Consider the following 26,633-nt stretch of genomic DNA (forward strand, 5'->3'; position numbering starts at 1 on the left):
TCCAGACGGTTCTGACGGTCCGGACGGTTCTGACGGTCCCGACTCCTTGAGGTCCCGGCCTGACGAGGTCACGCCACCCGAACCGGCTCCTCGCCCTCCCGAGCCGCCATCCGCGCGGTCAGCGTCGTCCCGGTCACCACCGCCAGCGCCGCCGCGATGCCCGCCGCGAGCACCGCCCAGTCGCCCAGGAAGGTGCAGCAGATCACCAGCAACGCCGTGACCGGCAGCACCAGTTGCTGCGCGATGCCCACCTTGAAGTACCGCGAGTGCAGGAGCCAGACGGTGAGCAGGTAGAGCGAGGTCGGCAGGGTCACCGCGGCCGACGCGGCGAGAGTCGAGATGTGCGCCTTGCCGACGGCCTGCTCCACGGCCACCTCCAGACCCGCCCCGATCGCGGCCGCCGAGGCGAACACCAGGTAGTGGCCGTAACCCCACAGGAACGCCTGTCTGTTGGAGCGCAGATGGCCGTGGATGGGCACCACGAAGTAGATCCACCAGGCGGCGAAGATGATCAGCAGCCCGCCCGCGGCGATCGGCACCAGCTCGCCCAGCGCGTCGTTCTCGTCGATGCCGGACTTCACGGCGACCGTGGCCGCGGCGATCGTCTCGCCGAGCACGATGATCGTGAACAGCCCGTACCGTTCCGCGATGTGGTGCGGATGCCATGACGTCGGACGGTCCCTCTCGGCGAAGGGCGGCACGCACATCTCCAGCACCGCCATCACCAGGAACACCCAGGGCCGTCCGCCCTCGGGCAGCACCAGCAGCCCCAGCCAGCCGACCTGGCACAGCAGCACGCCGAACGCGTACCGCAGGGCAGTCGTCCGCTCCGCGCCCCCGGTCGAACGCGCCACCCGCAGCCACTGCGCGATCAGCGCCAGCCGCATGATCACATAGCCCAGCCACACGGCCAGGAACTCGTGCTCCTCGAACGCCCTGGACACCCCGGCCGCCAGCACCAGGACGCCGGCGATCTGGACCAGGGTGACGACCCGGTAGAGCACGTCGTCGTTGTCGTACGCCGAGGCGAACCACGTGAAGTTCATCCACGCCCACCAGATGGCGAAGAAGACCATCGCGTAGTTGCGGATCCCCTCGCCGGAGTGCGCCTCGGCGACGGCGTGCACCAGGGCCACGCCCGCCTGGGCGATGGCCACGACGAAGCACAGGTCGAAGAAGAGCTCCAGCGGCGAGGCGACCCGATGGGCCTCGTCCCGGCCGCGGGCGGTGAGTCTGCGCAGCGGACTGCGTGTCGTACTGGACGTCATGGAGCCAAGCACACCAGATACGGTCCGGAAACGCTTGAGGGCCGTTCACAGGCGTCGGGGGGCTAGGAGGCCGGACCGGCACCGGGGCGGGCGGCCGCTCCCACGGTGTGTGCCCGGCGGGGCCGTACCCTGGAGCCATGAGTAGCGCCCCCCGCCCCGAACCCCGCGAGCCGAAGCCCGCGCTGGTCTTCGACGATCCGCTGGACCAGCAGTCCTCGGACGACACCGACCGGGGCTGGGGCGACCGGCCGCGCACCGACGGCGACAGCGCGGCCGACCTGAAGCGCTTCCTCGACGAGAAGCCGCCCCACCACCTCTGAGCCGGCGGCGGGGCCCAGCTCGTCAGCGCCCGTCGTGGCCCGAGCCCCGCTGGGCGACCAGGGCGTCGCGGATCTCCTTGAGGACCTCCAGCTCGGTCACCTCGATGACCTCGTGCGTGCCCTCCTTCGCCTTCCGGCGGGCCTCCATGCGGGCCAGGTACTTCGCCATCGGCAGGACCATCAGGAAGTAGACGACGGCCGCGGTGATCACGAAGCTGAGAGTGGCGCCGAGCACCGAGCCCCACAGGATCGTGATGCCCTGCTCGCCCTCGCAGCTGGAGCTCAGACAAGAGCTGTAGTGGTCGAGGTTCTTGGTACCGATGGCTCCGACCAGCGGGTTGATGATCCCCTTCACCACCGAGTTGACGATGTTGGTGAAGGCCGCGCCGATGACCACCGCGACTGCCAGATCGACGACGTTCCCGCGCATCAGAAAGGCCTTGAAGCCCTCCCAGACGCTCGGCTTCTTCTCGCTCACCTAGAGGCCTCTTCTCGCACGCACAGGGTGTGGAACAAACAGCTCCGCAACCTACGTCAACGCGAGGCGACCCTGGCCAATGGGGTAGCTCGAAGGGGGTACTTGACACAAATCCCCGCAACAGACGGATCAGACGCCTCAACACAGCGTCACCGCCAGCCGTGCCGTCGCGCTCGCCCCCGCGAGGCGAGCCGCCGTCGCCCGCGGCACCGAGAGCACGACCAGAGCCCCGCCCTCGGTCGCACCGGTCGGCGGTTCCGGCACCTTCGTCACCCGCGCCCCGCGCGCGACCACCCGGCTGTGCCCGCCCAGCGCCGACTCCTCGGCGGCGATGACGTCGACCCGGTCGCCGGGCCGCAGCAGCCGGACCGTCGCTCCGTCGGCGATCCGCACCGGTGCCGACACCGTCTCGACGGCACGGTGCCCGTGTACCGACCCGGCTCCAGGATGCCCTCGCGCCCCGTCGGCGCCCTGAGCCCCGTCGCCCCGCGGGCCGCCCGCCGCCACCAGCGCGGCCGCGGTGACGGCCAGGCCGAGAGCCACGGCACGCCTGCGGTGCCGTACGAACCGCCGCAGCCGATGCTGTCCGCCGCGCACCCGCACCGGTGCGAAGTGCGGGACCTCGCAGGTGGGGGGAGCGTCGGTGCCGGGCGGGCACGGAGCGAGGGGAGCGGGGGAGGGAGCGAAGGACATGAGGACCACCACCAGCGACGAGAGAACGGCTTGCGCTGCCACGATGAGGCTTCGCGCCGAATCCCGCCGAGGCCGGTGGACCACCGCCCGGTTGTGGACAACTCCCTCACCCGAACGAGAACTTCCGGCCTCGCTAGGGCAGTTCGAACCCCGGATCCATCCCGCCCAGCGCGTTCGCGCACAGGCAGTCCCGCTCCCCGTTCGCGGGCAGCGCCGCGACCGCGTCGAACAGCACGCCCCGCAGCCGGTCCACGTTCGCCGCGAACACCCGCAGCACCTCGTCGTGCGAGACGCCCTCACCGGTCTCGGCGCCCGCGTCGAGGTCGGTGACCAGGGTCAACGACGTGTAGCAGAGCTCCAGTTCACGGGCGAGGGACGCCTCGGGGTGGCCGGTCATGCCCACCACCGACCAGCCCTGCGCCTGATGCCACAACGACTCGGCGCGGGTCGAGAACCGCGGCCCCTCGACCACGACCAGCGTGCCGCCGTCCACGGCCTCCCAGTCCCGCCCGCGGGCCGCCTTCAGCGCGGCCGCCCGCCCGACGGGGCAGTAGGGGTCGGCCAGGGACACGTGCACCACATTCGGCATGCCGCCGTCCGGCAGCGGCAGCCCGTCGAAGTACGTCGCCGCCCGGGACTTCGTACGGTCGACCAACTGGTCCGGCACGAGCAGCGTGCCCGGGCCGTACTCGGGCCGCAGCCCGCCCACCGCGCACGGACCGAGGACCTGCCGTGCCCCCACCGACCTGAGCGCCCACAGATTGGCCCGGTAGTTGATCCGGTGGGGCGGCAGATGGTGGCCGCGTCCGTGCCGGGGCAGGAAGGCGACCCGCCGGCCGGCGACCTCGCCGAGGAAGAGGGAGTCACTGGGCGGACCGTAGGGGGTGTCCACCTGGACCTCGGTCACGTCCTCGAGGAACGAGTAGAAGCCCGAGCCGCCGATTACGCCGATCTGTGCGTTCGCCATGACCAGCACAGTATCCGGCCCCGAGAACCCGGGACCGTCGGGCTCGGGAAACACCGAAGACCCTGCCGTCGTACGACGACAGGGTCCCGGACGCGAGACCTACGCGGCGGAGCTGCTGCTGGACGAGGTGCCCGAGCTCGACGACTTCGCGTCCGACGAGGACGAGGAAGCCGACGAAGAGGACGACGAGGTGGACGTCGACGGCTTCGAGGACGACGACGCCGGCGAGCTGCTCGACGAGGAGCCGCGGCTGTCGTTGCGGTAGAAACCGGAGCCCTTGAAGACGATGCCGACCGCGGAGAACACCTTCTTGAGGCGGCCCTGGCAATTGGGGCACTCGGTCAGAGCGTCGTCGGTGAACTTCTGCACCGCCTCGAGGCCCTCGCCGCACTCGGTGCACTGGTACTGGTAGGTGGGCACTGTCTTCCTCCTGGCACTCTCACTCAATGAGTGCTAACGAGGGTCCATAGTGACGTATTCCCGAGGATCAGTCCACTGCCACCGGCACTCGGTGACCCATGCCACGTGCGACGGTCCGTCCGCGGGGCGGTGTCGCGAGCCGTGAACGCAGCGCCACCAGGGTCGCCAGGGCGAGCAGGGTGCCGCCCATCGGTACCAGGAACCCGGCGCCGCCCCAGAAGCGGTCCTCGAGTTGTCCGGCGATCGTGACGGCGGCCGCCTGGCCGAGCGCCACCGCTCCGGTCAGCCAGGTGAAGGCCTCGGTGCGGGCGCCGGCCGGGACCAGGTTCTCGACCAGGGTGTAGCCGGTGATCAGGGTGGGCGCGATGCACACGCCGACCAGGAGGCCGAGGCCGGCCAGGACGAGCACCGAGTGCGCGGCCCACAGGCCGGAGGCCGTCAGGGCGAGAGCGCCGTAGCCGACGAGCAGGCGCCGCTGGGGGGCCACCTTCCAGGCGATGGCTCCGCAGACCAGGCCGGAGAGCATGTTGCCCGCGGCGAAGACGCCGTACAGGACACCGTTCAGGCCGGGCTCGCCGATCGACTCGCTGAAGGCGGCCAGCGAGACCTGCATGCCGCCGAAGACGGAACCGATGCCCAGGAAGGTCACGATCAGGACCCGCACCCCGGGGACGCGCAGCGCCGAGGCGTGCTCCACGCGTGCGTGCCCGGCGGCCGAGGTGACGGTCGGCTGGGTGCTCTTCTGCGCGGCGAACAGCAGGCCGCCGAGGAGCGTCAGCGACGCCTCCGTCAGCAGGCCCGCGGCGGGGTGGACGGCGGTGCACAGCGCGGTGGCCAGCAGCGGGCCGAAGACGAAGGTCAGCTCGTCCGTGACGGACTCGAAGGCGGCCGCCGTGGTCATCAGGGGGGAGTCCTGGAGCTTGACGCCCCAGCGGGCGCGCACCATGGGCCCGATCTGCGGCACCGAGGCGCCGGTGGGCACGGCCGCGGCGAACAACGCCCACAGGGGCGCGTGTGCGAGGGCGAGGGCCGTCAGCGACAGGCCCGCCAGGGTGTGCACCAGGACGCCGGGGATCAGTACGGCGCGCTGTCCGTGCCGGTCCGCGAGACGGCCGCTGTAGGGCGCGAACAGCGCCATGGAGACGCCGGTGACGGCCGCGACGGCGCCCGCCGCGCCGTAGGAGCCGGTGGTGTGCTGCACGAGCAGCACGAGGGAGAGGGTGAGCATCGCGAACGGCTGGCGTGCCGCGAAGCCGGGGAGCAGGAACGTCCAGGCGCCGCGGGTACGCAGCAGCTGCCCGTATCCCGGGCGGGAGGAGGTGACCGTGGATGCCACGGCCCGTGCCTTTCTGCCGCCTGGTAGCGCGGCCCCTTGGCAGAAGGGGGCGCCGAGAGCTGTCCTCTTGCGCGGACTGCGGTAGATGCCGAAGACCACGTCACGAGGGACGTCCCGGCCGCCATACGGTCGCGCCAGCTCTGCGTCAGGCAGAGTTGGTTCGATCAGGAGTGCGCCCCCATCGTACAGGGGGCGCGAAACACGTCGTTAACGTGCGCTGTCGGGGTCGCCGGTGCCCAGCCAGTCGGCCAGCTTGCCGCCGTGGCCCACGGCGCGCAGGCGCCGTTCGGCGGCGTCGCGGACCGGGTCGGTGGCGACGACGAGCAGTTCGTCCCCGCGCCGCAGCACGGTGGTGGGCAGCGGAACGAACGATTTTTCATCGCGGACGACCAGGGTGACCGCCGCCCCGGCCGGCAGCCGCAGCTCGTTGACCTCGACGCCGTGCATCCGGGACCCCTCGGGGATCGCGACGGACAGCAGGTGCCCGCGCAGCCGCTCCAGGGGCGCCGACTCGATGCCGAGGTCGGCGGCCTCGGGGTCGCCGCCCAGGCGCAGCTTGCGCGCCAGCCAGGGCAGCGTCGGACCCTGCACGAGGGTGTACACGACGACAAGAACGAAGACGATGTTGAAGACGCGACGACTGCCCTCGATACCGCTCACCATGGGAATCGTCGCCAGGATGATGGGGACGGCGCCGCGCAGGCCCGCCCAGGACATGAGCGTCTGCTCCTGCCACGGCACCCGGAACGGCGTCAGGCACAGGAAGACGCTCAGCGGTCGCGCCACCATGGTCAGCACCAGCCCTATGACGAGTCCGGGCAGGACGTCGTCGCCCAGCTCGTGCGGGGTGACCAGCAGGCCGAGCAGCACGAACATGCCGATCTGGGCGATCCAGCCGAGCCCGTCGGCGAATCCGCGGGTGGCGGGCCAGTGCGGCAGCTTGGCGTTGCCCATCGCCATGGAGGCGAGGTAGACGGCGAGGAACCCGCTGCCGTGCGCCAGTGCGCCCGCCGCGTACGCGGTGACGGCGATCGCCATGACCGCGATCGGGTAGAGGCCGGAGGCGGGCAGGGCGACGTGCCTGAGGCCCCAGGAGCCCAGCCAGCCCACCGCGATGCCGAGGGCGGCGCCGATGGCCAGTTCCAGGGTTATCTCGGCGAGCAGCGTGTACCAGTGCTCGACCGGGCCGGTCTGCGAGAAGGCGACCACCAGGATGACCACCGGGGCGTCGTTGAAGCCCGACTCGGCCTCCAGCGTGCCCGTCACGCGCGCGGGCAGGGGGATCTTGCGCAGCACCGAGAAGACCGCCGCCGCGTCCGTCGAGGAGACCACCGCGCCGATGATGAGCGCCTGGCGCCACTCGAGGCCGATCAGGTAGTGCGCGGCCGTCGCCGTGACCCCGACGCTCACCGCGACCCCGCCCAGCGCCAGCGCGGTGGCGGCCGGCAGGGCCGGCTTGATCTCCTTCCACTTCGTGCCGAGACCGCCCTCGGCCAGGATCACGACCAGGGCCGCGTATCCGATGACCTGGGTCAGTTCGGCGTTGTCGAAGTGGATGTCGCCGATGCCGTCCTGGCCCATGGCGATGCCGATCCCCAGGTACACGAGCAGGCTGGGGAGCCCGCTGCGCGAGGAGATCCGGACCGCGGCCACGGCGACGAGCAGGACGAGCGAGCAGACGAGCAGGAGCTGGTTGAGGTGGTGGACAGTCAGCGGCCGTTCCCTTCCCTGGCTCACCCGCATCACGCGCGCGTGAGCTCACGTACATAGGACACGAAGCGGGGGAGCTTCGCATCCAAGTACTTCGTTACCTTACCTAACTCTTGACGATTTCTTGACGCTTCGCGAGGCAAGATCGAACGCTCGTCCGCGTTCGATCCCGACTCCGCGTCAAGTCCGCCTGGGCCCTGCGCCTATGGTTGCTCCAGCGCGCGGAGCCTGCGCACATCCCCGGGCGCGCGACGCCCGGCCGGGGATGTGGCGCAGGCTCCCCGTCGACAGCACAGCCCGCCCTGCCGCTCGCGTTAGGACAGCAAGGACAGCGATGCCCCCCACCACCACCGCCTCATCGGGTCAGCAGCCCGGCAAGTCCGGCAGGAAGAAGGGGCGCAGAGCCCGCCTGATCGTGCTCGTCCTCGTACTGGCCGTCATCGGCGGTGTCGCCTTCGGCGGGTACTGGACGGTGAGCACCGTCCGCGCGTCCTTCCCGCAGACCAAGGGCTCGATCGAGCTCCAGGGTCTGTCGGGCCCCGTGGACGTCAAGCGCGACAGTTACGGCATCCCGCAGATCTACGCCTCCTCCGACGAGGACCTGTTCATGGCGCAGGGCTACGTCCAGGCGCAGGACCGGTTCTACGAGATGGACGTGCGCCGGCACATGACCTCCGGGCGCCTGTCGGAGATGTTCGGCAAGGGCCAGGTCGAGGACGACGAGTTCCTGCGCACGCTGGGCTGGGACCGGGTCGCGAAGAAGGAGTACGACACCAAGCTGTCGGCCTCCACGAAGAAGTACCTCCAGGCCTACGCCAAGGGAGTCAACGCCTACCTCCAGGGCAAGAGCGGCAAGCAGATCTCCCTGGAGTACGCGGCGCTCGGCTTCGAGAACGACTACAAGCCCGCCAAGTGGACCCCGGTCGACTCGGTGGCGTGGCTGAAGGCGATGGCCTGGGACCTGCGCGGCAACATGCAGGACGAGATCGACCGCGCCCTGATGACCAGCCGCCTCGGCCCGAAGCAGATCGCCGACCTGTACCCGGAGTACCCGTACAGCCGCAACCAGGCGATCGTCCAGGAGGGCCAGTACAACGAGCTGACCCGGACCTTCGAGCAGAACGGCAGCTCGCAGGACAACGGCCTGTCCGACTCCGGAACGTCCACGGGCACCGGAACAGGCACGGGCTCCGGAACAGGCACGGGCACCGGAACGGGCACGGGCGGCACCGCGACGGGCACGTCGGCCTCGACCTCGTCCTCGACCGCCTCGGCCCTCCAGAGCCAGCTCTCGGGCCTCTACAACGTCCTGGACGACGTCCCGACGGCCGTCGGCGTCAACGGCCAGGGCATCGGCTCCAACTCCTGGGTCGTCGCGGGCTCGCACACCATCACCGGCAAGCCCCTGCTCGCCAACGACCCGCACCTGTCCGCCTCGCTGCCGTCCGTCTGGTACCAGATGGGCCTGCACTGCCGGACCGTCTCCAGCAAGTGCCAGTACGACGTCGCCGGCTACACCTTCGCGGGCATGCCCGGCGTGGTCATCGGCCACAACGCGAAGATCGCCTGGGGCATGACGAACTCTGGCGTCGACGTCACCGACCTCTACCTGGAGAAGCTCTCCGGCGACGGCTACCTCTACGACGGCCGGACCAAGCCCTTCACCACGCGCGAGGAGACCATCAAGGTCGCCGGCGGCGCGTCCAAGAAGATCGTCGTCCGTGAGACGAACAACGGCCCCCTGCTCTCCGACCGCTACGACGAACTCGTGAAGGTCGGCAAGAAGGCCACCGTCGACAACGCGGCCCCCGACCGCGGCGACGGCTACGGCGTGGCCCTGCGCTGGACCGCGCTCGACCCCGGCACCACCATGGACGCCGTCTTCGCGATGGACAGGGCGTCGAACTGGAGCGACTTCCGCGCGGCGGCGGCCCTGTTCGACGTGCCCTCGCAGAACCTCGTCTACGCCGACGCCGAGAACATCGGCTACACGCTGCCCGGCCGTATCCCGATCCGCGCGAAGGGCGACACCGGAGCCATCCCGGCCCCGGGCTGGGACCCCAAGTACCGCTGGACCGGCAAGTACATCGAGCAGGACGAGTTGCCCTACGAGTTCAACCCGGAGCGGGGTTACATCGTCACCGCCAACCAGGCCGTGATCGACAAGGACAAGTACCCCTACACGCTCACCACGGACTGGGGCTACGGCACCCGCAGCCAGCGCATCACCGACCTGATCGAGCAGAAGATCAAGGGCGGCGGCAAGATCTCCACCGACGACATGCGCCAGATGCAGCTCGACAACAGCAGCGAGATCGCCAAGCTGCTGGTGCCCAAGCTGCTGAAGATCGACGTCGAGGACAAGGACGTCCGCCAGGCGCAGGAGCTCCTGGAGGGCTGGGACTACACCCAGGACGCCGACTCGGCCGCGGCCGCCTACTTCAACGCCGTCTGGCGCAACATCCTCAAGCTCGCCTTCGGCAACAAGCTGCCCAAGGAGCTGCGGGTCAAGGGCCAGTGCCTGTGGGTCGACCCGATCAACACCACCGGCCCCGCAGACGAGACGGACAAGGTCCGTGAGTGCGGCCAGCGCGACGCCGACCAGGCACAGCCCGACGGCGGCGACCGCTGGTTCGAGGTCGTGCGCAAGCTCATGGACGACGAGAACAGCGAGTGGTGGAAGACTCCGAAGGGCATCGGCGACCGCCGCGAGGCCAACAACCGCGACGAGCTGTTCAAGCGCGCCATGGTCGACGCCCGCTGGGAGCTGACCGCGAAGCTCGGCAAGGACATCGACACCTGGAGCTGGGGCCGGCTGCACCGTCTGTTCCTGAAGAACCAGACCCTCGGCCTGGAGGGCCCCGGCTTCCTCCAGTACATGCTCAACCGCGGCCCCTGGAAGCTCAGCGGCGGCGAGGCGACGGTCAACGCGACCGGCTGGAACGCGGCGGGCGGCTACGGCGTCGTCTGGGTGCCGTCGATGCGCATGGTGGTCAACCTCGGCGACCTCGACAAGTCGAAGTGGATCAACCTCACCGGTGCCTCCGGACACGCCTACAGCGCGCACTACACCGACCAGACCGGCAAGTGGGTCAAGGGCGAGCTCCTTGACTGGTCCTTCTCGGACGGCGCCGTCGACAAGAGCACGACCGACACCCTGGTGCTGAAGCCGTGAGCTGAGGCGGCAGACCGGGAAGGGCCCTCCACACGCGTGTGGAGGGCCCTTCCTCATGCGGGCGAGGGGAAGCGGCGCACGCCCGACGGCGTGACCACCGCGTGCACCGGGCGGTCGTGCGCCTCCTCCGGGACCTGCGCGACGACCTCGGAGTCGTACAGGAGCACCACCAGCGCCGGTCGTGCGCCCGCGCGCTCCAGGCGTGCGAGCACCCGGTCGTACGACCCCCCGCCGCGCCCCAGGCGCATCCCGCGCCCGTCCACCGCGAGGCCGGGCAGGAGCACCACGTCGGCACCGGTCACGGCGTCGGGGCCCAGACGCTCGCCGGTGGGCTCGAAGAGGGCCATTTTTCCGCCGTGTTGGACGCGCGCGAGAGAGCCCTCGCCGGTGTAGGCGCCCCAGTCCAGATCGTTGTCCGGCAGAAGCGCCGGGAGCAGGACGCGTACGCCCCGCTCGCGCAGCGCGTCCAGGAGCGCGAGCGTGCCGGGCTCGCTCCCCACGGAGACGTACGCCGCCACCGTGCGCGCACGCGCCAGCTCGGGCAGCTCCAGGGCCCGGCCGGCCAGTGCGGAAGCCGCTTCCCGCACGTCATCGGCCGTCAATCTGTTCCTCACCGCCAGGTACTCTCGTCGCAACATTCGCTTGTCAGGCTCGGTGGGACGTCCGACGTGACTCAAAGTCTGCACCCGTACCCTTCGAATACGCTCATATAAGAGCTTATTAACCGGAGCCCCAGATTCCAGGCAAAGGCACCGGATAGGGTGCGGACATGACTCAGTCGCCCCATCGGATCAGCAAGGCTGTCATTCCGGCAGCAGGGCTCGGCACCCGCTTCCTGCCGGCCACCAAGGCCACTCCCAAGGAGATGCTGCCGGTGGTCGACAAGCCGGCGATCCAGTACGTGGTCGAGGAGGCCGTCTCGGCGGGCCTCGATGACGTCCTCATGATCACGGGACGCAACAAGCGCCCACTGGAGGACCACTTCGACCGCAACTACGAGCTCGAGTCCGCCCTCCAGAGGAAGGGCGACGCCGGCCGGCTCGCCAAGGTCCAGGAGTCCAGCGACCTCGCCACCATGCACTACGTGCGCCAGGGCGACCCCCGCGGCCTCGGCCACGCCGTCCTGTGCGCGGCCCCCCACGTGGGCCAGGAGCCCTTCGCCGTCCTCCTCGGCGACGACCTGATCGACGCCCGCGACCCCCTGCTCCAGCGCATGATCGAGGTGCAGGAGCAGCACGGCGGCAGCGTCATCGCGCTGATGGAGGTCGCACCCGAGCAGATCCACCTCTACGGCTGTGCCGTCGTCGAGGAGACCGAGGACAGCGACGTCGTCAGGGTCAGCGGCCTCGTCGAGAAGCCGGACGCCGCCGACGCCCCGTCGAACTACGCGGTCATCGGCCGCTACGTCCTCGACCCGCGCATCTTCGACATACTCCGCAGGACCGAGCCGGGCCGGGGCAACGAGATCCAGCTCACCGACGCCCTCCAGCAGCTCGCGCAGGACGAGAAGGTCGGCGGCCCGGTGCACGGCGTCGTCTTCAAGGGCCGCCGCTATGACACCGGCGACCGCGGCGACTATCTGCGTGCCATTGTCAGACTCGCGTGCGAACGTGAAGACCTGGGCCCGGACTTCCGGACCTGGCTCCGCCGTTACGTAGCCGAGGAGATGTAGGCATTTGAGCAGCGCCGCGCCCCGCCCCGCCGACCAGGACCACCTCTGGTCGGTGGACGAACACCTGGAGGACATCCTCGCGACCGTCCGTCCCCTCGAACCCATCGAGCTGCAACTGCTCGACGCCCAGGGCTGCGTCCTGGTCGAGGACGTCACGGTCCCGGTATCCCTGCCCCCGTTCGACAACAGCTCCATGGACGGGTACGCGGTGCGGGTCGCGGACGTGGCGGGCGCGAGCGAGGAGTTCCCGGCCGTCCTGGACGTCGTCGGGGACGTGGCGGCGGGTCAGGCCGAGCTGCTGCACGTCGGCCCCGGGCAGGCCGCCCGCATCATGACCGGTGCCCCGCTGCCGCCCGGCGCCGAGACCGTCGTCCCCGTCGAGTGGACCGACGGAGGCCTCGGCGAGGGGCCGGTCAGCGGGATGCGTGCCCGCAGCCTCGGTCCCGAGGGCGCCGAGGGGCACGTGCACGTGTACCGGCCCGCCGAGGCACGCGCGCACGTGCGCGCCCAGGGCAGCGACGTCCGGGCCGGTGACCGCGCCCTCGACGCGGGGACCGTCCTCGGCCCGCCGCAGATCGCCCTGCTCGCCGCCATCGGCCGCGGCACCGTACGCGTGCGCCCGCGCCCGCGCGTGGTCGTCATGTCCACCGGCAGCGAACTGGTCCAGCCCGACGAGAGCCTCGGCACCGGCCAGATCTACGACTCCAACAGCTTCGCCCTGACCGCGGCCGCCCGGGACGCCGGAGCCATCGCCTACCGCGTGGGCGCCGTCGCCGACGACGCCGAGACCCTGCGCTCCACCATTGAGGACCAGCTGGTCCGCGCCGACCTCATGGTCACCACGGGCGGCGTGAGCGTCGGGGCGTACGACGTCGTCAAGGAGGCCCTGTCCTCCGTCGGCGACGCGGACGAGCCGGGCAGCGGCGTCGACTTCCGCAAGCTCGCCATGCAGCCCGGCAAGCCCCAGGGCTTCGGCTCCATCGGCCCCGACCACATCCCGCTCCTCGCCCTGCCGGGCAACCCCGTGTCGTCGTACGTCTCCTTCGAACTCTTCGTCCGCCCCGCGATCCGCACCCTCATGGGCCTCGACGACGTCCACCGGCCGCGGACCCGGGCCACCCTGACCGCGGACAAGGCGCTGACCTCGCCCAAGGGACGCCGGCAGTTCCTGCGCGGTACGTACGCCGACGGCTCCGTCAGCCCGGTCGGTGGCGCCGGCTCCCATCTGGTGGCCGCCCTCGCACAGGCCGACGCGCTGATCGTCGTACCGGAGGACGCCGAGTCCGTCGAGCCCGGCACCGAGGTCGAAGTGGTCCTGCTCGGCTGAGCACCCCGGGTTGGCGGTACCGTGTCGCGCACAACAGGCCGGACCGGGAGCGCCGCACAACCATGAGTACGCAGGACCGACTGACGCACATCGACGAGGCGGGAGCCGCCCGTATGGTCGATGTCTCCGGCAAGGACGTCACCGCACGCACCGCGCGCGCGAGCGGGCGCGTCCTCGTCTCGCCCCGGGTGATCGAGCTGCTGCGCGGCGAGGGCGTTCCCAAGGGAGATGCCCTGGCCACCGCGCGGATCGCGGGCATCATGGGCGCCAAACGCACCCCGGACCTCATCCCGCTGTGCCACCCGTTGTCGGTGTCCGGTGTGAAACTGGATCTGTCGGTCGCGGACGACGCCGTGGAGATCCTCGCCACCGTGAAGACCACGGACCGCACGGGTGTCGAGATGGAGGCCCTCACCGCGGTCTCCGTCGCCGCGCTCACCGTGGTCGACATGGTCAAGGCGGTCGACAAGGGAGCGGTCATCACGGACGTACGGGTCGAGGAGAAGACGGGCGGCAAGTCGGGCGACTGGAGCCGGGCATGACGTACCGCGCTCTTGTGATCACCGCCTCCAACCGGGCCGCCGCCGGCGTCTACGAGGACAAGGGCGGCCCCCTGATCGCCGACGGCCTGCGGGGCTTCGGCTTCACCGTCGACGGCCCCCAGGTCGTCCCCGACGGAGACCCCGTGGAAGCCGCCCTGCGCGCGGGCGTCGAGGCTGGGTACGACGTCGTCGTCACCACTGGCGGCACCGGCATCTCGCCCACCGACCGCACCCCCGAGGCGACCCGCGCGGTGATCGATTACGAGGTGCCGGGCATCGCGGAGGCGATCCGGGCGTTCGGACGGGACAAGGTGCCGACCGCCGCGCTCTCCCGGGGCCTGGCCGGGGTGGCGGGACGCACACTGATCGTCAACCTGCCGGGTTCCAGCGGCGGGGTGAAGGACGGACTGGCCGTCCTGGAACCCCTGTTGACCCACGCCGTCGACCAGCTCCGCGGCGGCGACCACCCGAGACCCGGCGCCGGCAGTGGGGGTGCGAGCTGAACAGCCCGTCATGGCCCGTCGTACTGGCGGACGGCGATGTCGTCCTGAGGCCGATAAGGATGCGCGACCAGCGGGTCTGGCGCGAGGTGAACCGGCGCAACCGGGACTGGCTGCGCCCCTGGGAGGCGACCATCCCGCCGCCCACCCCGACCGGCCCGATCGCGCACCGGCCGACCTACCGCCAGATGGTCCGGCACCTGAGGTCCGAGGCGAACGCGGGGCGGATGCTGCCGTTCGTCATCGAGTACCGGGGCCAGCTCGTCGGGCAGTTGACGGTCGCCGGGATCACCTGGGGCTCGATGTGCTCGGGGCACGTCGGCTACTGGGTGGACCAGTCGGTGGCCGGGCGCGGGGTGATGCCGACCGCCGTGGCACTTGTCGTGGACCACTGTTTCCGCACGGTCGGTCTGCACCGCATCGAGGTCTGCATTCGCCCCGAGAACGGGCCCAGTCGACGGGTCGTGGAGAAACTCGGATTCCGCGAGGAGGGACTGCGGCCGCGCTATCTCCACATCGACGGGGCCTGGCGGGACCATCTCGTGTTCGCGCTCACCGCGGAAGAGGTGCCCGACGGGTTGCTCCGGCGCTGGCAGCGGGCACGCTCCCGCAGTACGCCGCACGACAATCCCGCATAGGCGATCGACCGGACCCGGAAATTGAATAAGTGTTCGAAAATGATCGGTGCATGACCGTCTCGGGGCGTTGAATTCGCGACTGAGGCGGGCTGCTGATCGGATCGGTCACAAAAAAAGCTCGAAATATCAGCCAGATCGTGCGACACACCGGCGCAATTGGCAGATGGCCTCACGCAAACCCCTCTACCGTGTGAGGCGTGAGCAGCAGCGGCCTCATCTACGCAGTCATTGTCGGGGCCTGGGCCGCCTACTTGGTGCCGATGTGGCTCCGTAGGCAGGACGAGCTGAACGAGGCCCGTCCGACGGAACGCTTCAGCACCGCCATCCGGTTGCTGTCCGGACGGGCGGGCATGGAGCGTCGATACGCCAAGGACCTGCGCGCGCGCTCCGCCGACGAGGGGGAGCACGGCGCCGACGAACCGGATGTCGTCACCGAGTCGGTGGACGTCCGGGCCTTCGCCATGCCTCCGACCCGTCCGCAGACCCAAGCGACGGTCCAGCCGCCGGCTTCCGAGCGCCGGGAGGCGACGCGCGAGCCGGCGCGGGAAGCCGAGCGGGAAGCAGGGCACGGCGACCCGGCGCGCGAGAAGACGAACGCGCCCGCGTCCGCACACGGTGGCGCCCCGGCGCGCAAGCAGACACCCGCGTCCGCCGCCCGGCGCACGGCCGCCGCGGAAGCGGCCGCTGCGCGCGCCCGGCGTACAAAGGTGCTCGCACGCCGACGGCGTACGACGGTGATGCTCTTCCTCGCCTTCACGCTCGGCGCGATCGTCGCCGCCGTCGGAGGACTCGCCTTCCTGTGGGCGCCTGGCGTCCCCGCGGTGATGCTCAGCGCGTACATCGCCTACCTGCGCTCCCAGGAACGCCGCCGCTTCGCCTACCAGATGGACCGGCGCCGGGCCGAGCTCGCCGCGCAGCACCTGCGGGAGCGGGCCCGCCAGCCGCGTCGGCGCGCGTCCGTGAGCACCGGCGTGGACGCCGACGAACCGGACGAGGGACCAGGCGCGGAAACCGATCCCGGGCTCTCCGCCCTCGCCGCCGACCGGCGCGCCCTCGTCGAGCAGACCGACCACGCCGAGTGGGTCGACCAGCAGCGCGAGCGGCAGCGCAGGCCGGGGCACGGCGAGAGCTGGGACCCGGTGCCGGTGCCGCTGCCGACGTACGTGACCGCGCCGGTCGCCCCGCGGGCCACCGCGGACGTGGACCTCGGGGCACCGGACGCCTGGAGTTCGGCCCGGTCCAGCGCGGTCACCCCGGAGCACGAGGCGACACCTGTCTCGGAGGACGGGGGAGCGGAGGAGGAGTCCGCCGCCGCCGACGCGGAGGACAAGCCCGAGGCGGACGGTCGTACCGACGCCCGTCGCGCCGCCTCCGCACGCCGGGCACGCGAGCGTGGCCGCACGCCGCTCTTCGACCAGTACGAGGAAGGCGACCGGCCGCGCGCGGCCAACGAGTGACGGACGGGACGGGATCCACCCTGGTGGAGGCCCGTCCCTGACCGCCCGGAACGGATTTCCAAGCACCCGGATGGGGATGCTAGAGTTTCACTCGTTGCAAGGGCCTGTGGCGCAGTCCGGTAGCGCACCTCGTTCGCATCGAGGGGGCCAGGGGTTCAAATCCCCTCAGGTCCACGCATCATGAAGACCCGCTCCTGATTCAGGAGCGGGTCTTCTGCCATGTGTACGGCCTTCTCACAGCGCCTTGGCGAAGCAGCGGCTGTCCTCGTAGTGGCGGTAGTAGCCGAACTTCACGCAGGGTTCGTAGCCGCTGGAGGTGTAGAGGGCGATGGCCTCCGGCTGCTTGGTGCCGGTCTCCAGGACCATGCGGCGGCGGCCGGCCGCGCGCGCGTCGTCCTCCAGGGCGGTGAGGATGCGGCGGGCGAGACCGCGGCCCCGCATCGCCTCGATCACGTACATGCGCTTGAGCTCGGCGTCGCCGTCCAGGTTGCCCTCGCCGTTCGCGTCCTGGGCGCGCCAGCCGCCCGTGGCGACGGGGCTGTCCCTGTCGTCGTACGCGATCAGATACACGCCGTTCGGGTGCTCGAAGTCCGTCGGGGCCAGCTCGGTGGCGTCGCCGCCGTCGCCGTAGCGGACGTGGTACTCGGCCTGGACCTGGTCGTTGAGCTTCACGGCGTCGGGGTGGTCGAAGGGGACACGGCGGATCATCATGCCCTCCAGTGTGCCGGTATCGTTCCCGGGTGCTCACTGTGACCTCCGCCAATGTGAACGGGCTGCGTGCCGCCGCGAAGAAGGGTTTCGTGGAGTGGCTCGCGGGGACCTCCGCCGACGTGCTCTGCCTTCAGGAGGTGCGTGCCGAGCCGCAGCAGTTGCCGGAGAGCGTCCGGGCTCCCGAGGGCTGGCACGTGGTGCACGCGCCGGCCGCCGCCAAGGGCCGCGCCGGCGTCTCGCTCTACACCCGCCGTGAGCCCGACCGGGTCCGGATCGGCTTCGGTTCGGCCGAGTTCGACACCAGCGGGCGCTACGTCGAGGCCGACCTGCCCGGCGTCACCGTCGCCTCCCTCTACCTGCCCTCCGGCGAGGTCGGCACCGAGCGGCAGGACGAGAAGGTCCGCTTCATGGACGAGTTCCTCGTGTACCTGAAGGGACTGCGCGAGCGCGCCGCCGCCGACGGCCGCGAGGTCGTCGTCTGCGGCGACTGGAACATCGCCCACCAGCCGGCCGACCTCAAGAACTGGCGCGCCAACCAGAAGAGCTCCGGCTTCCTGCCGGAGGAGCGCGCCTGGCTCACGCAGGTGTTCGACGAGACCGACGGAGGGTACGTCGACGTCGTACGGTCGCTGCATCCGGACGTGGCGGGGCCGTACTCGTGGTGGTCGTACCGGGGGCGGGCGTTCGACAATGACACAGGTTGGCGCATCGACTACCACGTCTCCACCCCGGGGCTCGCCGCCAAGGCAGTCAAGGGGTTCGTCGAGCGCGCGGCCACGCACGCCGAGCGCTGGTCGGACCACGCTCCCGTGACGGTCGTCTACGACCTCTAGTCCCGCTTGCGCAACCGCCGGTCAAGCGCCAAAGACAGTTCCGCCTCCACCACGCTCCGGGCCAGGGGGCGCAGGCGTTGGAGGTCGTCCTCGGTTGCGTGGCGGAGGACCAGGTCGGCGAACATCTCGGCCAGGGCGTCGACGTGTTCGCGGACCCGTTGGCCGGCGGTGAGGACCTCGGCGAGGGGGATGCCCTCGCGGACCAGTTCGGAGGAGACGTCCAGGAGGCGGCGGCTGATGTGGACGATCTCGTCGCCGTCGGTGCCGAGGTAGCCGAGGTCGAGGGCGGCCGCGAGGTTCTCCGCGGTGACCTCGCCCTCGAAGCGGGCGGCGAGTTCCTCGGGGGTGAGGCGGACCGGCTCCTCCTCCGTGGGCGGCGCCACGCCCAGGACGTCGGCGACGTCGCGGCCGTGGTCGAGGGCTTCCGCCAGTTCCGCGATGCCGGTGAGGGTGTGCCCGCGCTCCAGAAGCGCCGCGATCGTGCGCAGGCGGGCCAGGTGGTGGTCGTCGTACCAGGCGATGCGGCCCTCGCGGCGAGGGGGTGGGATGAGTCTGCGTTCGCGGTAGAAGCGCAGGGTGCGCACCGTGATGCCGGCCAGGCGGGCCAGTTCCTCCATGCGGTATTCGCGCTTGTCCGTCACGTCCGCAGCCTATGTTGTACCGCCGGTAACTTTCCCTCGTCCGCCCCCTACCCATCGGTACGGAGCTGCTCTACCCTCCCATTGCGCCAGTGTTCACTGGCGGAGTCGGGCAGGGAAGGCATCGGGATGGCCGAACACGAGCATGTGCGGGTGGCGGTGGTCGGGTCCGGGTTCGGTGGGCTGGGGGCCGCCGTACGGCTGCGGCGCGAGGGAGTCACCGACTTCGTCGTGCTGGAGCGGGCCGACAGTGTGGGTGGCACGTGGCGGGACAACAGCTATCCGGGGTGTGCCTGTGACGTGCCGTCCCATCTGTACTCGTTCTCCTTCGCGCCCCATCCCGACTGGCCGCGCACCTTCTCCGGGCAGGAGCACATCCGCGCCTACCTGGAGCATGTGACGGACGTCTTCCGGCTCCGCCCGCACATCCGCCTCAACTCCGAGGTCAAGCGAATGACCTGGGACGCCGAGAAGCTGCGGTGGGACATCGAGACCGCCAGTGGCAGGCTGTCGGCCGACCTCGTCGTCTCCGCCACCGGGCCGCTCTCCGATCCCAAGATCCCCGACATCCCGGGGCTGGACTCCTTCCCGGGCAAGGTCTTCCACTCCGCGCGCTGGGACCACGACTACGACCTGCGCGGCAAGCGGGTCGCCATGGTGGGGACGGGCGCCTCGGCCATCCAGATCGTCCCGGCCATCCAGCCGCTCGCCCGCAACGTCACGCTGTTCCAGCGCACCCCGCCCTGGGTGATGCCCCGCATGGACCGGGCGATCAGCGGCGCCGAGCGCTGGCTGCACCGGCAGTTGCCCTTCACCACCCAGGTCCGGCGCGGACTGCTGTGGGGCATCAGGGAGTTGCAGGTCCAGGCGTTCACCAAGCACCCCAACGAGCTCGGCGCGGTGGAGCAGTTGGCCAAGCGGAACATGGCCCGGGCCGTCAAGGACCCGGCGCTGCGCGCCAAGCTCACTCCCGACTACCGCATCGGCTGCAAGCGGATCCTGCTGAGCAGCACCTACTACCCGGCGCTCGCCCAGCCCAACGTGGACGTGGTCGCGAGCGGGCTCAGCCGCGTCGAGGGGTCGACCCTCGTCGCCGCCGACGGCACCGAGGCGCGGGTCGACGCGATCGTGTTCGGCACGGGCTTCCACGTCACCGACATGCCGATCGCGGACCGGGTCGTCGGCGCCGACGGGCGCACGCTCGCCGAGGCGTGGAAGGGCGGGATGGAGGCGCTGCGGGGTGCCTCCGCCGCCGGTTTCCCGAACTGGATGACCATCATCGGGCCCAACACCGGCCTCGGGAACTCCTCGATGATCCTCATGATCGAGTCCCAGCTGAACTACCTCGCCGACTTCGTGCGGCAGCTCGACGTCCTCGGGGGGCGTGCGGCCCTGGACGCGCGTCCCGCCGCGGTGGCGGCCTGGAACCACCGGGTGCAGGAGCGCATGAAGCGCACGGTGTGGAACACCGGTGGCTGCACGAGCTGGTACCTGGACGCGAACGGCCGCAACAGCACCATCTGGCCCGGTACGACGACCGAGTTCCGGCGGGCCACCCGGCGGGTGGATCTCTCCGAGTACGAGGTGCTGCGGCCCGCCGGACAGGGGAGCGCGGTCGCGGACGAGAGCGCGGAGGCCGCCGTATGAGCCGCATGGCGCATGTCGTCTCCGGTCCGTACGCCCCGCCCGCCCCGGCGCGTGAACTCACCGCGTTCTCCGCCGACGGCGCTCGACTGCACGTGGAGGTGCACGGGCCCGAGGGCGCGCCTCCCGTGGTCCTCGCCCACGGCTGGACCTGTTCCACCGCCTTCTGGGCCGCCCAGATCCGCGAACTCGCAGTGGACCACCGGGTCATCGCGTACGACCAGCGCGGTCACGGGCGCAGTCCGGCGAGCCCGGCGTGCAGTGCGGAGGGGCTCGCCGACGACCTCGTGGCCGTGCTGGAGGCGGCCCCCTCGGGGCGGGGGAGAAGGCGGTGATCGCCGGTCACTCGATGGGCGGGATGACCGTCATGGCCGCCGCCGAACGCCCCGCGTTCCGTGCGCACACGGCGGCCGTCCTGCTGTGCAGCACCGGTTCGTCGCGGCTGGTCGCCGAGTCGACCCTCGTCCCGATCCGGGCCGGGCGGCTGCGGACCTGGCTGACCCGGCAGGTCCTCGGGGCGCGGGCGCCGCTCGGACCGGTCACGCCGCTGGCCCTGAGGATCCTCAAGTACGGGACGATGGGCCCCGGTTCGGCCCCGCACATGGTGGAGGCGTGCGCGCGGATCGTGCACGCGTGCCCGCGCAAGGTGCGCCACGCATGGTCGCAGGTCCTCGATCTGCTCGACCTGGACCACGGCGTACGGCGGCTCACCGTGCCGGCGGCCGTCGTCGTCGGCACGGCCGACCGGCTCACCCCGCCCGTGCACGCACACCGGTTGGCGGCCGCGCTGCCCGAATGCCTCGGGGTCACCGAGCTGCCCGGCGTCGGCCACATGACACCCGTCGAGGCGCCCGAGCCGGTCAACGCGCTGATCCGGCACCTCGTCACCACGTACGTCCAGGTCAAGGAGGGCGCATGAGCAGGGTCGGACTCGAAGGACAGGTCGCTGTCGTCACGGGGGCCGCGCGGGGCGTGGGCGAGCTGCTCGCCCGCAAGCTGTCCGCGCGGGGCGCCAAGGTCGCGCTGGTCGGCCTCGAACCGGACGCGCTCAAGCAGCTCTCCGAGCGGCTGCACGGCGACAGCGACCACTGGTACGCCGACGTGACGGATCACGAGGCGATGGCACGGGTCGCGGGGGAGGTGAAGGAGCGGTTCGGGAAGGTCGACATCGTGGTCGCCAACGCCGGTGTCGCGACCGGCGGTCCGTTCGTCGACTCCGATCCGCAGGCGTGGCGGCGGGTGATCGAGGTCAACCTCATCGGGTCGGCCGTCACCGCGCGGGCGTTCCTTCCGGTGCTGATGGAGAGCCGTGGCTATCTGCTCCAGATCGCCTCCCTCGCCGCGATCACCCCGGCGCCGATGATGACCGCCTACTGCGCGTCCAAGTCCGGTGTGGAGGCGTTCGCGCACAGCCTGCGCGCCGAGGTCGGCCACAAGGGCGTGCGGGTCGGGGTCGGGTATCTGTCGTGGACCGACACCGACATGGTGCGCGGGGCCGACCAGGACGACGTCATGCGGGAGCTGAGGCAGCGGCTGCCGTGGCCGGCCAACAAGACCTATCCGCTGGGGCCGGCCGTGGAGCGGATCGTGGCCGGGATCGAGCGGCGGTCCAGCCATGTGTACGGCCAGGGGTGGCTGCGCGGGATGCAGGGCATGCGCGGGTACCTGCCGGGGCTCATCGGGACCGTCGGGCAGCGGGAGATGCGGCGGTTCGGGCAGCGGCTGGAGGGCATGCGGGTGGGGCTCGTCGGCGCAGGTGGGGCGGCGGACGAGGAGGCCCGCGCCAAGGCGCCAGCTACGCACCGTGACTGATCGAAATGCGTTCTTTGTCCGGGCGTGTGAATCTGGTCGAGGCCCCGGCCAGGGGCTCTTCCCCTCACCCCCACGGGAGTGAACCCACATGGGTATGAAGGACCAGTTCCAGGACAAGTCCGAGCAGTGGCAGCAGCAGGCCAAGCAGAAGGCCCAGGAGGGCCGGGAGCAGGCCCAGCGCGGTCGCCGCGGCGAGCAGGACGAGCGCATGCGGGACGAGGAGTCCGAGCGGCTCCGTCGCGAGGAGCAGGAGCGGCTGGACCCCGACTACGACATGTAGTCACTGCTTGAAGTGTGGGGTGCCCTCTGGTTGTTGGAGGGCACCCCACACTTGTTGCTTTTCGGCTGCGGGCCGGTGGGGGCTTGTCGCGCAGTTCCCCGCGCCCCTAAAAGCAAGAACAACTCACCTGGGCGGAAGTTTCGGCCTCGACCGGTTCGGTACGTCCCGGTAGTCCGGCGGTGTTGCAGGGGGGTTGGTTTCCAGGAGGTCCAGCGCCAGCGTGACCGCGTCGTCCAGTTGGGCGTGGCGGCCCTCCGCCCAGTCCAGGGGGGTGCGCAGGATCTCCAGGTCGGGGGTGACGCCCTGGTTCTCGATCGACCAGCCGTACGCGTCGAACCAGGCCGCGTTCATCGGGACCGTGATCACCGTGCCGTCGCCGAGCTGGTGGCGGCCGGTCATGCCGACCACTCCGCCCCAGGTGCGCTGGCCCACCACCGGTCCCAGCTTCAGGAGTTTGAAGGCGGCCGTGATCATGTCCCCGTCCGAGGATGTCGCCTCGTCGGCGAGGGCCACCACCGGTCCGCGCGGGGCGTTCGAGGCGTACGACACCGGCTGGGCGTTTCTCGTCAGGTCCCAGCCGAGGATCGTGCGGGTCAGTTTCTCCACCACCAGCTCGCTGATGTGGCCGCCCGCGTTGCCGCGCACGTCGACGATCAGGGCGGGCCGGGAGACCTCCATGCGCAGGTCCCGGTTGAACTGGGCCCAGCCCGAGCCGCCCATGTCGGGGATGTGCAGATAGCCGCAGCGGCCGCCGCTCAACTCCCTGACGACGGCCCGGCGTTTGGCCACCCAGTCCTGGTAGCGCAGGGGGCGTTCGTCGAGGAGGGGGACCACCGCGACCCGGCGGGCCCTGCCCTCGCCCTCGGCCGGGGTGAACGTCAGCTCCACCGTCGTACCGCCCGCCGCCGCGAGCAGGGGATACGGGCCGGTGACCGGGTCGACCGGGCGGCCGTCGACGTGGGTGAGGACCGCGCCCTCGCGGATGCCGGTGCCGGCCAGCGGGGAGCGGGCCTTGGAGTCCGAGGAGTCGCCGGGCAGGATCCGCCGGACCGTCCAGCCGCCGTCCCTGAGGACGAAGTTGGCGCCCAGCAGGCCCTGGCGGCGCTGGTAGTGGGGCGGGCCCTCGTTGCGGCGGGCGGCGGTGACGTAGGCGTGGGAGGTGCCCAGTTCGCCGAGGACCTCGCGCAGGAGGTCGGCGAACTCGTCGGGGGAGGCGACTCGTTCGAGCAGCGGGCGGTACTGGTCGAGCACCGCGTCCCAGTCGATGCCGCACATCCCCGGGTCCCAGAAGTAGGCCCGGATCAGTCGGCCCGCCTCCTCGTACGACTGGCGCCACTCGGCGGCCGGGTCGGCCTCGTGGAGGATGCGGCGCAGGTCGATCCAGACGGTCGAGTCGCTGTCGCCGGACTCGGTGGCGGGGGTCGCGCGCAGGTCGCCCTCGTCGACGAGGACCAGTCGGGAGCCGTCGCCGCTGACCGCGAACCAGTCCAGGTGCTCGACGAGTTCGGTCTTCTTCGCCTTGCTGACGGCGAAGTGTTCGAGGGTGGGGCGCTCGGAGGTGTCGTCCGGGTTGACGAAGGTCTCGCCGAGCGCGCCCGAGATCGGCCAGCGCAGCCAGACCAGGCCGCCGCCCGCGACCGGGTGCAGTGCCGAGTACTTGGAGGCGGGGACCGGGAAGGGGGTCACCCGGCTCTCCAGGCCTTCGAGTTCGACGGTCACCGCGCTGCCGTCGCCGCCCTCGCCGCTTCCGTCCTCGACCGGGTCCAGGCCGCCGGCGGCCGGGCGGCCCTCCGGGTTCAGGGCGAAGGGGGAAGGGGTGGCCGAGGAGAGCGGGACCAGGTAGGGGCGGCAGCCCAGCGGGAAGGACAGGTCGCCGGTGTGGACGTCGTACACCGGGTCGAAGCCGCGCCAGGAGAGGAAGGCGAGGTAGCGGCCGTCCCGGGTGAAGACCGGGTTCTCGTCCTCGAAGCGGCCGTTGGTGACGTCCACGATCAGGCGGTCCTTGATGCGGGCCATCTTGATCTGGCGCAGGGAGCGGCCGATCCCGGGGTGCGACCAGGTCAGCCACGAGCCGTCGGGGGAGAAGGCGAGGTCGCGGACCGGGCCGTTGACCGAGCGGATGAGCTCGGTGACCTCGCCGTCGGAGTCCTCCGTCCCCGCGGCGTCAGCCGCATCATCGGACACAGTCAGGAGCAGCAGGCGTCCGTCGTGCGCGGCGATGGCCAGCCGCTCGCCCCGGGGATCCGAGACCAGCTCCAGGACCCGGCCCAGCTCGCCGGAGGCCAGTCGCCGGGGCTCGCGGTCACCGGTGGCCCGGGGCAGGTAGGCGATCTCGACGGCGTCCTCGCCCTCCGCGTCCGTCACGTACGCGACCTGGCCGCCGGAGCCCAGCATCTCCGGGAGCCGGACCCGTACCCCTGGTGTGTCGGTGATCGTGCGCGCGGGGCCGTCGCGGTGGGTCAGCCAGTACAGGCTGCCGCGGACGACGACGGCGCTCGCGCGGCCCGTCTCGTCGACGGAGATGCCGTCCACGTGCTGGGCGGCGGGCACCTGGTACGGACGGCGGCCGGCCCGCGGCCCGCTCAGCCGTACGTCGAGTTTGCGGGGCTCGGCGCAGGCGAGGTCGTCGACGATCCACAGGTCGCCCGCGCACTGGTACACCACCCGGGTGCCGTCGCTGGCTGCGTGCCGGGCGTAGAAGGCGTCGTGGTCGGTGTGGCGGCGCAGGTCGGAGCCGTCGGGAGCGCAGGAGTACAGGTTGCCGACGCCCTCGTGGTCGGAGAGGAAGGCGATCCGGTCGCCGACGAACATGGGGGAGTGGAGGTGGCCGCCGAGGTCGGGCAGCAGGCGTTCGCCGTGCAGCCAGAGGCGGCCCGTGGCGCCGCCCCGGTAGCGCTTCCAGGCGGCCGGTTCGTGCGGCGGGGTGCCGGTCAGCAGGAGCGTCCTGCGGTCGGCGACCTGGATGTCGGAGACCGGGCCCCAGGGGAGCTTGTGGCCGGGGGAGCCGTCGGTGGGGACCTTGTACGCCCAGGTGAAGTAGGAGAAGGGCTCGCCGTGGGAGGCGACGGCGAGGATCTCGCCCCCCGGGGTCCAGCCGGTGACCTGGGTGTCCGTGGAGCCCCAGTAGGTGAGTCGGCGGGCCGGTCCGCCGTCCACGTCGGCCAGGTGGATCTCGGGCACGAAGCTGCGCCAGCTCGTGTAGGCGATGTGGCGGCCGTCGGGAGAGAAGCGGGGGTGGCCGACCTTGGTGCGGTCGACGGTCAGGCGCCAGGCGCGGCCCGGACCGTCGAGGGGGGCCAGCCAGAGGTCGTCCTCGGCCACGAAGCACAACAGGTCACCGTGCAGATGGGGAAGGCGCAGATAGCTCACCTCCCCATGCTTTTCCGGAGGATGGGCCGGAGCAACTTATGAAAAACCGCCTCATGCCGACCTGCGAGAGCCGGCGGTGACCCACAACACGAACGAAACCGTTTCGTTTCGCTGGCGGATGCGCTACATTCGTGTCGTACGAAACAGTGTCGTTCCACGTACCGGAGCGGAAAGGGTGAGTGACATGACCGAGGTCTCGACCGCGCGTCGCAGCCGTATCACCCCCGAGCGCGAGGCCGAGCTCTACGAGGCCGTGCTCGACCTGCTCCGGGAGGTCGGCTACGACGCCGTCACGATGGACGCCGTCGCGGCCCGCACCCGTTCCAGCAAGGCCACGCTCTACCGCCAGTGGGGCGGCAAGGCCGAACTGGTGGCGAAGGCCGTGCGGCACAGCAAGCCGGGCGGCATCGGTCTCGACGACATCGACACCGGGTCCCTCAAGGGCGACCTGCACGCGCTCACCATGCGCTCGGACGACTGCACGATGGAGCAGAACTCCGCGCTCATGCGGGGTCTGGCCATGGCGATCCACGGCAACCCGGATCTCCTGAAGGCGTTCCGCGAGCATCTCATCGAACCCGAGACGGCGGAGTTCCGCCGACTGGTGCAGCGGGCGATCGACCGGGGCGAGGTACGCCCCGACAACCCGGCGATCGAGTTCATGCTCCACATGATGCTCGGCGGGTTCGCGGCCCGGACGATGATCGACGAGCTGCCGCCGACCCAGTCCTTCCTGCTTTCGTACATCGACGCCGTGGTCCTCCCCGCCCTCGGCGTCTCGGCCGACTGACCCCCAGTCTCCCCAGCACGTCCCCCACCTGACGTAACCGCTCACGTCGTCGG

The 26,633-nt window shown here is 71.0% G+C and carries 24 protein-coding genes, 1 tRNA gene and 1 pseudogene; 15 read left to right on the plus strand and 11 right to left on the minus strand.

Going from position 1 to position 26,633, the window contains the following annotated elements:
* Nucleotides 1-68: 68 nt before the first annotated feature.
* The gene (locus ABZ098_RS21555; protein WP_356593427.1) at nt 69-1,268 is read right to left on the minus strand and encodes a low temperature requirement protein A; all 1,200 of its coding nucleotides are present in this window, start codon (nt 1,266-1,268) and stop codon (nt 69-71) included.
* Between the two features lie 137 nt (nt 1,269-1,405).
* Here ABZ098_RS21555 and ABZ098_RS21560 point away from each other — a divergent pair, with 137 nt between their 5' ends.
* The gene (locus ABZ098_RS21560; RefSeq protein ID WP_280850976.1) at nt 1,406-1,588 is read left to right on the plus strand and encodes a hypothetical protein; all 183 of its coding nucleotides are present in this window, start codon (nt 1,406-1,408) and stop codon (nt 1,586-1,588) included.
* A 22-nt stretch (nt 1,589-1,610) separates the two neighbouring features.
* On the opposite strand, the gene mscL is transcribed toward ABZ098_RS21560, so the two are convergent.
* From mscL to ABZ098_RS21590, 6 genes are all read right to left on the minus strand, one after another.
* Entirely contained in the window at nt 1,611-2,066 is a 456-nt protein-coding gene (gene mscL, locus ABZ098_RS21565; protein WP_356593429.1) for a large conductance mechanosensitive channel protein MscL, read from the minus strand.
* Between the two features lie 138 nt (nt 2,067-2,204).
* Nucleotides 2,205-2,759, minus strand: coding sequence for a hypothetical protein (locus ABZ098_RS21570; protein WP_356593431.1), 555 nt, complete (start codon nt 2,757-2,759; stop codon nt 2,205-2,207).
* A 133-nt stretch (nt 2,760-2,892) separates the two neighbouring features.
* Nucleotides 2,893-3,726 (minus strand): S-methyl-5'-thioadenosine phosphorylase, encoded by an 834-nt coding sequence (locus tag ABZ098_RS21575; RefSeq protein WP_356593433.1) that lies wholly within the window; start codon nt 3,724-3,726, stop codon nt 2,893-2,895.
* Between the two features lie 99 nt (nt 3,727-3,825).
* Nucleotides 3,826-4,146, minus strand: a complete 321-nt coding sequence (locus tag ABZ098_RS21580) for an FmdB family zinc ribbon protein (protein WP_356593435.1) — start codon at nt 4,144-4,146, stop codon at nt 3,826-3,828.
* Between the two features lie 67 nt (nt 4,147-4,213).
* On the minus strand, nt 4,214-5,482 hold the full coding sequence (locus ABZ098_RS21585) for an MFS transporter (protein WP_356593437.1): 1,269 nt from the start codon (nt 5,480-5,482) through the stop codon (nt 4,214-4,216).
* Between the two features lie 207 nt (nt 5,483-5,689).
* Nucleotides 5,690-7,225 (minus strand): potassium/proton antiporter, encoded by a 1,536-nt coding sequence (locus ABZ098_RS21590; RefSeq protein WP_356593439.1) that lies wholly within the window; start codon nt 7,223-7,225, stop codon nt 5,690-5,692.
* 301 nt (nt 7,226-7,526) lie between these two features.
* On the opposite strand from ABZ098_RS21590, the gene ABZ098_RS21595 reads away from it, so the two are divergent.
* A complete protein-coding gene (locus ABZ098_RS21595) occupies nt 7,527-10,367 on the plus strand; it encodes a penicillin acylase family protein (protein WP_356593441.1) in 2,841 nt (946 codons plus the stop codon).
* Between the two features lie 53 nt (nt 10,368-10,420).
* Here the strand turns inward: ABZ098_RS21595 and ABZ098_RS21600 are convergent, their stop codons facing one another.
* Entirely contained in the window at nt 10,421-11,005 is a 585-nt protein-coding gene (locus tag ABZ098_RS21600; protein WP_356593443.1) for a 5-formyltetrahydrofolate cyclo-ligase, read from the minus strand.
* A 131-nt stretch (nt 11,006-11,136) separates the two neighbouring features.
* Between ABZ098_RS21600 and galU the strand changes: the two genes are divergently transcribed.
* The 7 genes from galU to ABZ098_RS21635 all read left to right on the plus strand — a co-directional run bounded on the left by galU (nt 11,137) and on the right by ABZ098_RS21635 (nt 16,677).
* Nucleotides 11,137-12,039 carry a UTP--glucose-1-phosphate uridylyltransferase GalU gene (galU, locus tag ABZ098_RS21605; RefSeq protein ID WP_356593445.1) on the plus strand — a complete coding sequence of 301 codons (903 nt, stop codon included), beginning with the start codon at nt 11,137-11,139 and terminating at the stop codon, nt 12,037-12,039.
* Nucleotides 12,040-12,043: 4 nt separating this feature from the next.
* A complete protein-coding gene (glp, locus tag ABZ098_RS21610; RefSeq protein ID WP_356593447.1) occupies nt 12,044-13,366 on the plus strand; it encodes a gephyrin-like molybdotransferase Glp in 1,323 nt (440 codons plus the stop codon).
* Between the two features lie 62 nt (nt 13,367-13,428).
* Nucleotides 13,429-13,908 carry a cyclic pyranopterin monophosphate synthase MoaC gene (gene moaC, locus ABZ098_RS21615; protein ID WP_356593449.1) on the plus strand — a complete coding sequence of 160 codons (480 nt, stop codon included), beginning with the start codon at nt 13,429-13,431 and terminating at the stop codon, nt 13,906-13,908.
* Entirely contained in the window at nt 13,905-14,411 is a 507-nt protein-coding gene (locus ABZ098_RS21620) for a MogA/MoaB family molybdenum cofactor biosynthesis protein (protein WP_356593451.1), read from the plus strand. The genes moaC and ABZ098_RS21620 overlap by 4 nt, the downstream gene beginning before the upstream one ends.
* Nucleotides 14,408-15,046: a GNAT family protein gene (locus tag ABZ098_RS21625; protein ID WP_356593779.1), complete on the plus strand. Its 639-nt coding sequence runs from the start codon at nt 14,408-14,410 to the stop codon at nt 15,044-15,046. Before ABZ098_RS21620 ends, ABZ098_RS21625 begins: the two co-directional genes overlap by 4 nt.
* Nucleotides 15,047-15,243: 197 nt before the next feature.
* On the plus strand, nt 15,244-16,503 hold the full coding sequence (gene glpR / locus ABZ098_RS21630; RefSeq protein ID WP_356593453.1) for a gephyrin-like molybdotransferase receptor GlpR: 1,260 nt from the start codon (nt 15,244-15,246) through the stop codon (nt 16,501-16,503).
* A gap of 100 nt (nt 16,504-16,603) precedes the next feature.
* Nucleotides 16,604-16,677: transfer RNA gene (locus ABZ098_RS21635), tRNA-Ala, on the plus strand.
* Nucleotides 16,678-16,737: 60 nt separating this feature from the next.
* Here the strand turns inward: ABZ098_RS21635 and ABZ098_RS21640 are convergent.
* Nucleotides 16,738-17,214: a GNAT family N-acetyltransferase gene (locus tag ABZ098_RS21640; protein ID WP_356593455.1), complete on the minus strand. Its 477-nt coding sequence runs from the start codon at nt 17,212-17,214 to the stop codon at nt 16,738-16,740.
* Between the two features lie 29 nt (nt 17,215-17,243).
* Between ABZ098_RS21640 and ABZ098_RS21645 the strand changes: the two genes are divergently transcribed.
* A complete protein-coding gene (locus tag ABZ098_RS21645; RefSeq protein WP_356593457.1) occupies nt 17,244-18,047 on the plus strand; it encodes an exodeoxyribonuclease III in 804 nt (267 codons plus the stop codon).
* On the opposite strand, the gene ABZ098_RS21650 is transcribed toward ABZ098_RS21645, so the two are convergent.
* Nucleotides 18,044-18,688 carry a MerR family transcriptional regulator gene (locus ABZ098_RS21650; protein ID WP_356593459.1) on the minus strand — a complete coding sequence of 215 codons (645 nt, stop codon included), beginning with the start codon at nt 18,686-18,688 and terminating at the stop codon, nt 18,044-18,046. The two genes, ABZ098_RS21645 and ABZ098_RS21650, sit on opposite strands and share 4 nt — an antisense overlap.
* 126 nt (nt 18,689-18,814) lie before the next feature.
* Between ABZ098_RS21650 and ABZ098_RS21655 the strand changes: the two genes are divergently transcribed.
* The 4 genes and pseudogenes from ABZ098_RS21655 to ABZ098_RS21670 all read left to right on the plus strand — a co-directional run bounded on the left by ABZ098_RS21655 (nt 18,815) and on the right by ABZ098_RS21670 (nt 22,421).
* On the plus strand, nt 18,815-20,332 hold the full coding sequence (locus ABZ098_RS21655; RefSeq protein WP_356593461.1) for an NAD(P)/FAD-dependent oxidoreductase: 1,518 nt from the start codon (nt 18,815-18,817) through the stop codon (nt 20,330-20,332).
* Nucleotides 20,329-21,248 (plus strand): annotated as a pseudogene (locus ABZ098_RS21660) (alpha/beta hydrolase). The gene ABZ098_RS21655 and the pseudogene ABZ098_RS21660 overlap by 4 nt, the downstream one beginning before the upstream one ends.
* Entirely contained in the window at nt 21,245-22,141 is an 897-nt protein-coding gene (locus tag ABZ098_RS21665) for an SDR family oxidoreductase (RefSeq protein ID WP_356593463.1), read from the plus strand. Before ABZ098_RS21660 ends, ABZ098_RS21665 begins: the two are co-directional and overlap by 4 nt.
* A gap of 88 nt (nt 22,142-22,229) precedes the next feature.
* Entirely contained in the window at nt 22,230-22,421 is a 192-nt protein-coding gene (locus ABZ098_RS21670) for a hypothetical protein (protein WP_123989852.1), read from the plus strand.
* 123 nt (nt 22,422-22,544) lie between these two features.
* On the opposite strand, the gene ABZ098_RS21675 is transcribed toward ABZ098_RS21670, so the two are convergent.
* A complete protein-coding gene (locus ABZ098_RS21675; RefSeq protein WP_356593465.1) occupies nt 22,545-25,790 on the minus strand; it encodes a S41 family peptidase in 3,246 nt (1,081 codons plus the stop codon).
* Nucleotides 25,791-25,974: 184 nt separating this feature from the next.
* Here ABZ098_RS21675 and ABZ098_RS21680 point away from each other — a divergent pair, with 184 nt between their 5' ends.
* A complete protein-coding gene (locus ABZ098_RS21680) occupies nt 25,975-26,580 on the plus strand; it encodes a TetR/AcrR family transcriptional regulator (RefSeq protein WP_356593466.1) in 606 nt (201 codons plus the stop codon).
* Nucleotides 26,581-26,633: the final 53 nt, after the last annotated feature.

Source organism: Streptomyces sp. NPDC006335 (assembly GCF_040612795.1).
GTDB lineage: Bacteria > Actinomycetota > Actinomycetes > Streptomycetales > Streptomycetaceae > Streptomyces.

What these genes read in the sequence shown, in the direction of transcription:
- ABZ098_RS21590 (WP_356593439.1), bottom strand. Translation starts at nt 7,225, where the DNA reads ATGCGGGTGAGCCAGGGAAGGGAACGGCCGCTGACTGTCCACCACCTC.
- ABZ098_RS21670 (WP_123989852.1), top strand. Translation starts at nt 22,230, where the DNA reads ATGGGTATGAAGGACCAGTTCCAGGACAAGTCCGAGCAGTGGCAGCAG.
- ABZ098_RS21655 (WP_356593461.1), top strand. Translation starts at nt 18,815, where the DNA reads ATGGCCGAACACGAGCATGTGCGGGTGGCGGTGGTCGGGTCCGGGTTC.
- moaC (WP_356593449.1), top strand. Translation starts at nt 13,429, where the DNA reads ATGAGTACGCAGGACCGACTGACGCACATCGACGAGGCGGGAGCCGCC.
- ABZ098_RS21595 (WP_356593441.1), top strand. Translation starts at nt 7,527, where the DNA reads ATGCCCCCCACCACCACCGCCTCATCGGGTCAGCAGCCCGGCAAGTCC.
- galU (WP_356593445.1), top strand. Translation starts at nt 11,137, where the DNA reads ATGACTCAGTCGCCCCATCGGATCAGCAAGGCTGTCATTCCGGCAGCA.
- ABZ098_RS21680 (WP_356593466.1), top strand. Translation starts at nt 25,975, where the DNA reads ATGACCGAGGTCTCGACCGCGCGTCGCAGCCGTATCACCCCCGAGCGC.
- ABZ098_RS21665 (WP_356593463.1), top strand. Translation starts at nt 21,245, where the DNA reads ATGAGCAGGGTCGGACTCGAAGGACAGGTCGCTGTCGTCACGGGGGCC.
- ABZ098_RS21620 (WP_356593451.1), top strand. Translation starts at nt 13,905, where the DNA reads ATGACGTACCGCGCTCTTGTGATCACCGCCTCCAACCGGGCCGCCGCC.
- ABZ098_RS21570 (WP_356593431.1), bottom strand. Translation starts at nt 2,759, where the DNA reads ATGTCCTTCGCTCCCTCCCCCGCTCCCCTCGCTCCGTGCCCGCCCGGC.
- ABZ098_RS21640 (WP_356593455.1), bottom strand. Translation starts at nt 17,214, where the DNA reads ATGATGATCCGCCGTGTCCCCTTCGACCACCCCGACGCCGTGAAGCTC.
- ABZ098_RS21600 (WP_356593443.1), bottom strand. Translation starts at nt 11,005, where the DNA reads ATGTTGCGACGAGAGTACCTGGCGGTGAGGAACAGATTGACGGCCGAT.
- ABZ098_RS21575 (WP_356593433.1), bottom strand. Translation starts at nt 3,726, where the DNA reads ATGGCGAACGCACAGATCGGCGTAATCGGCGGCTCGGGCTTCTACTCG.
- ABZ098_RS21555 (WP_356593427.1), bottom strand. Translation starts at nt 1,268, where the DNA reads ATGACGTCCAGTACGACACGCAGTCCGCTGCGCAGACTCACCGCCCGC.
- ABZ098_RS21560 (WP_280850976.1), top strand. Translation starts at nt 1,406, where the DNA reads ATGAGTAGCGCCCCCCGCCCCGAACCCCGCGAGCCGAAGCCCGCGCTG.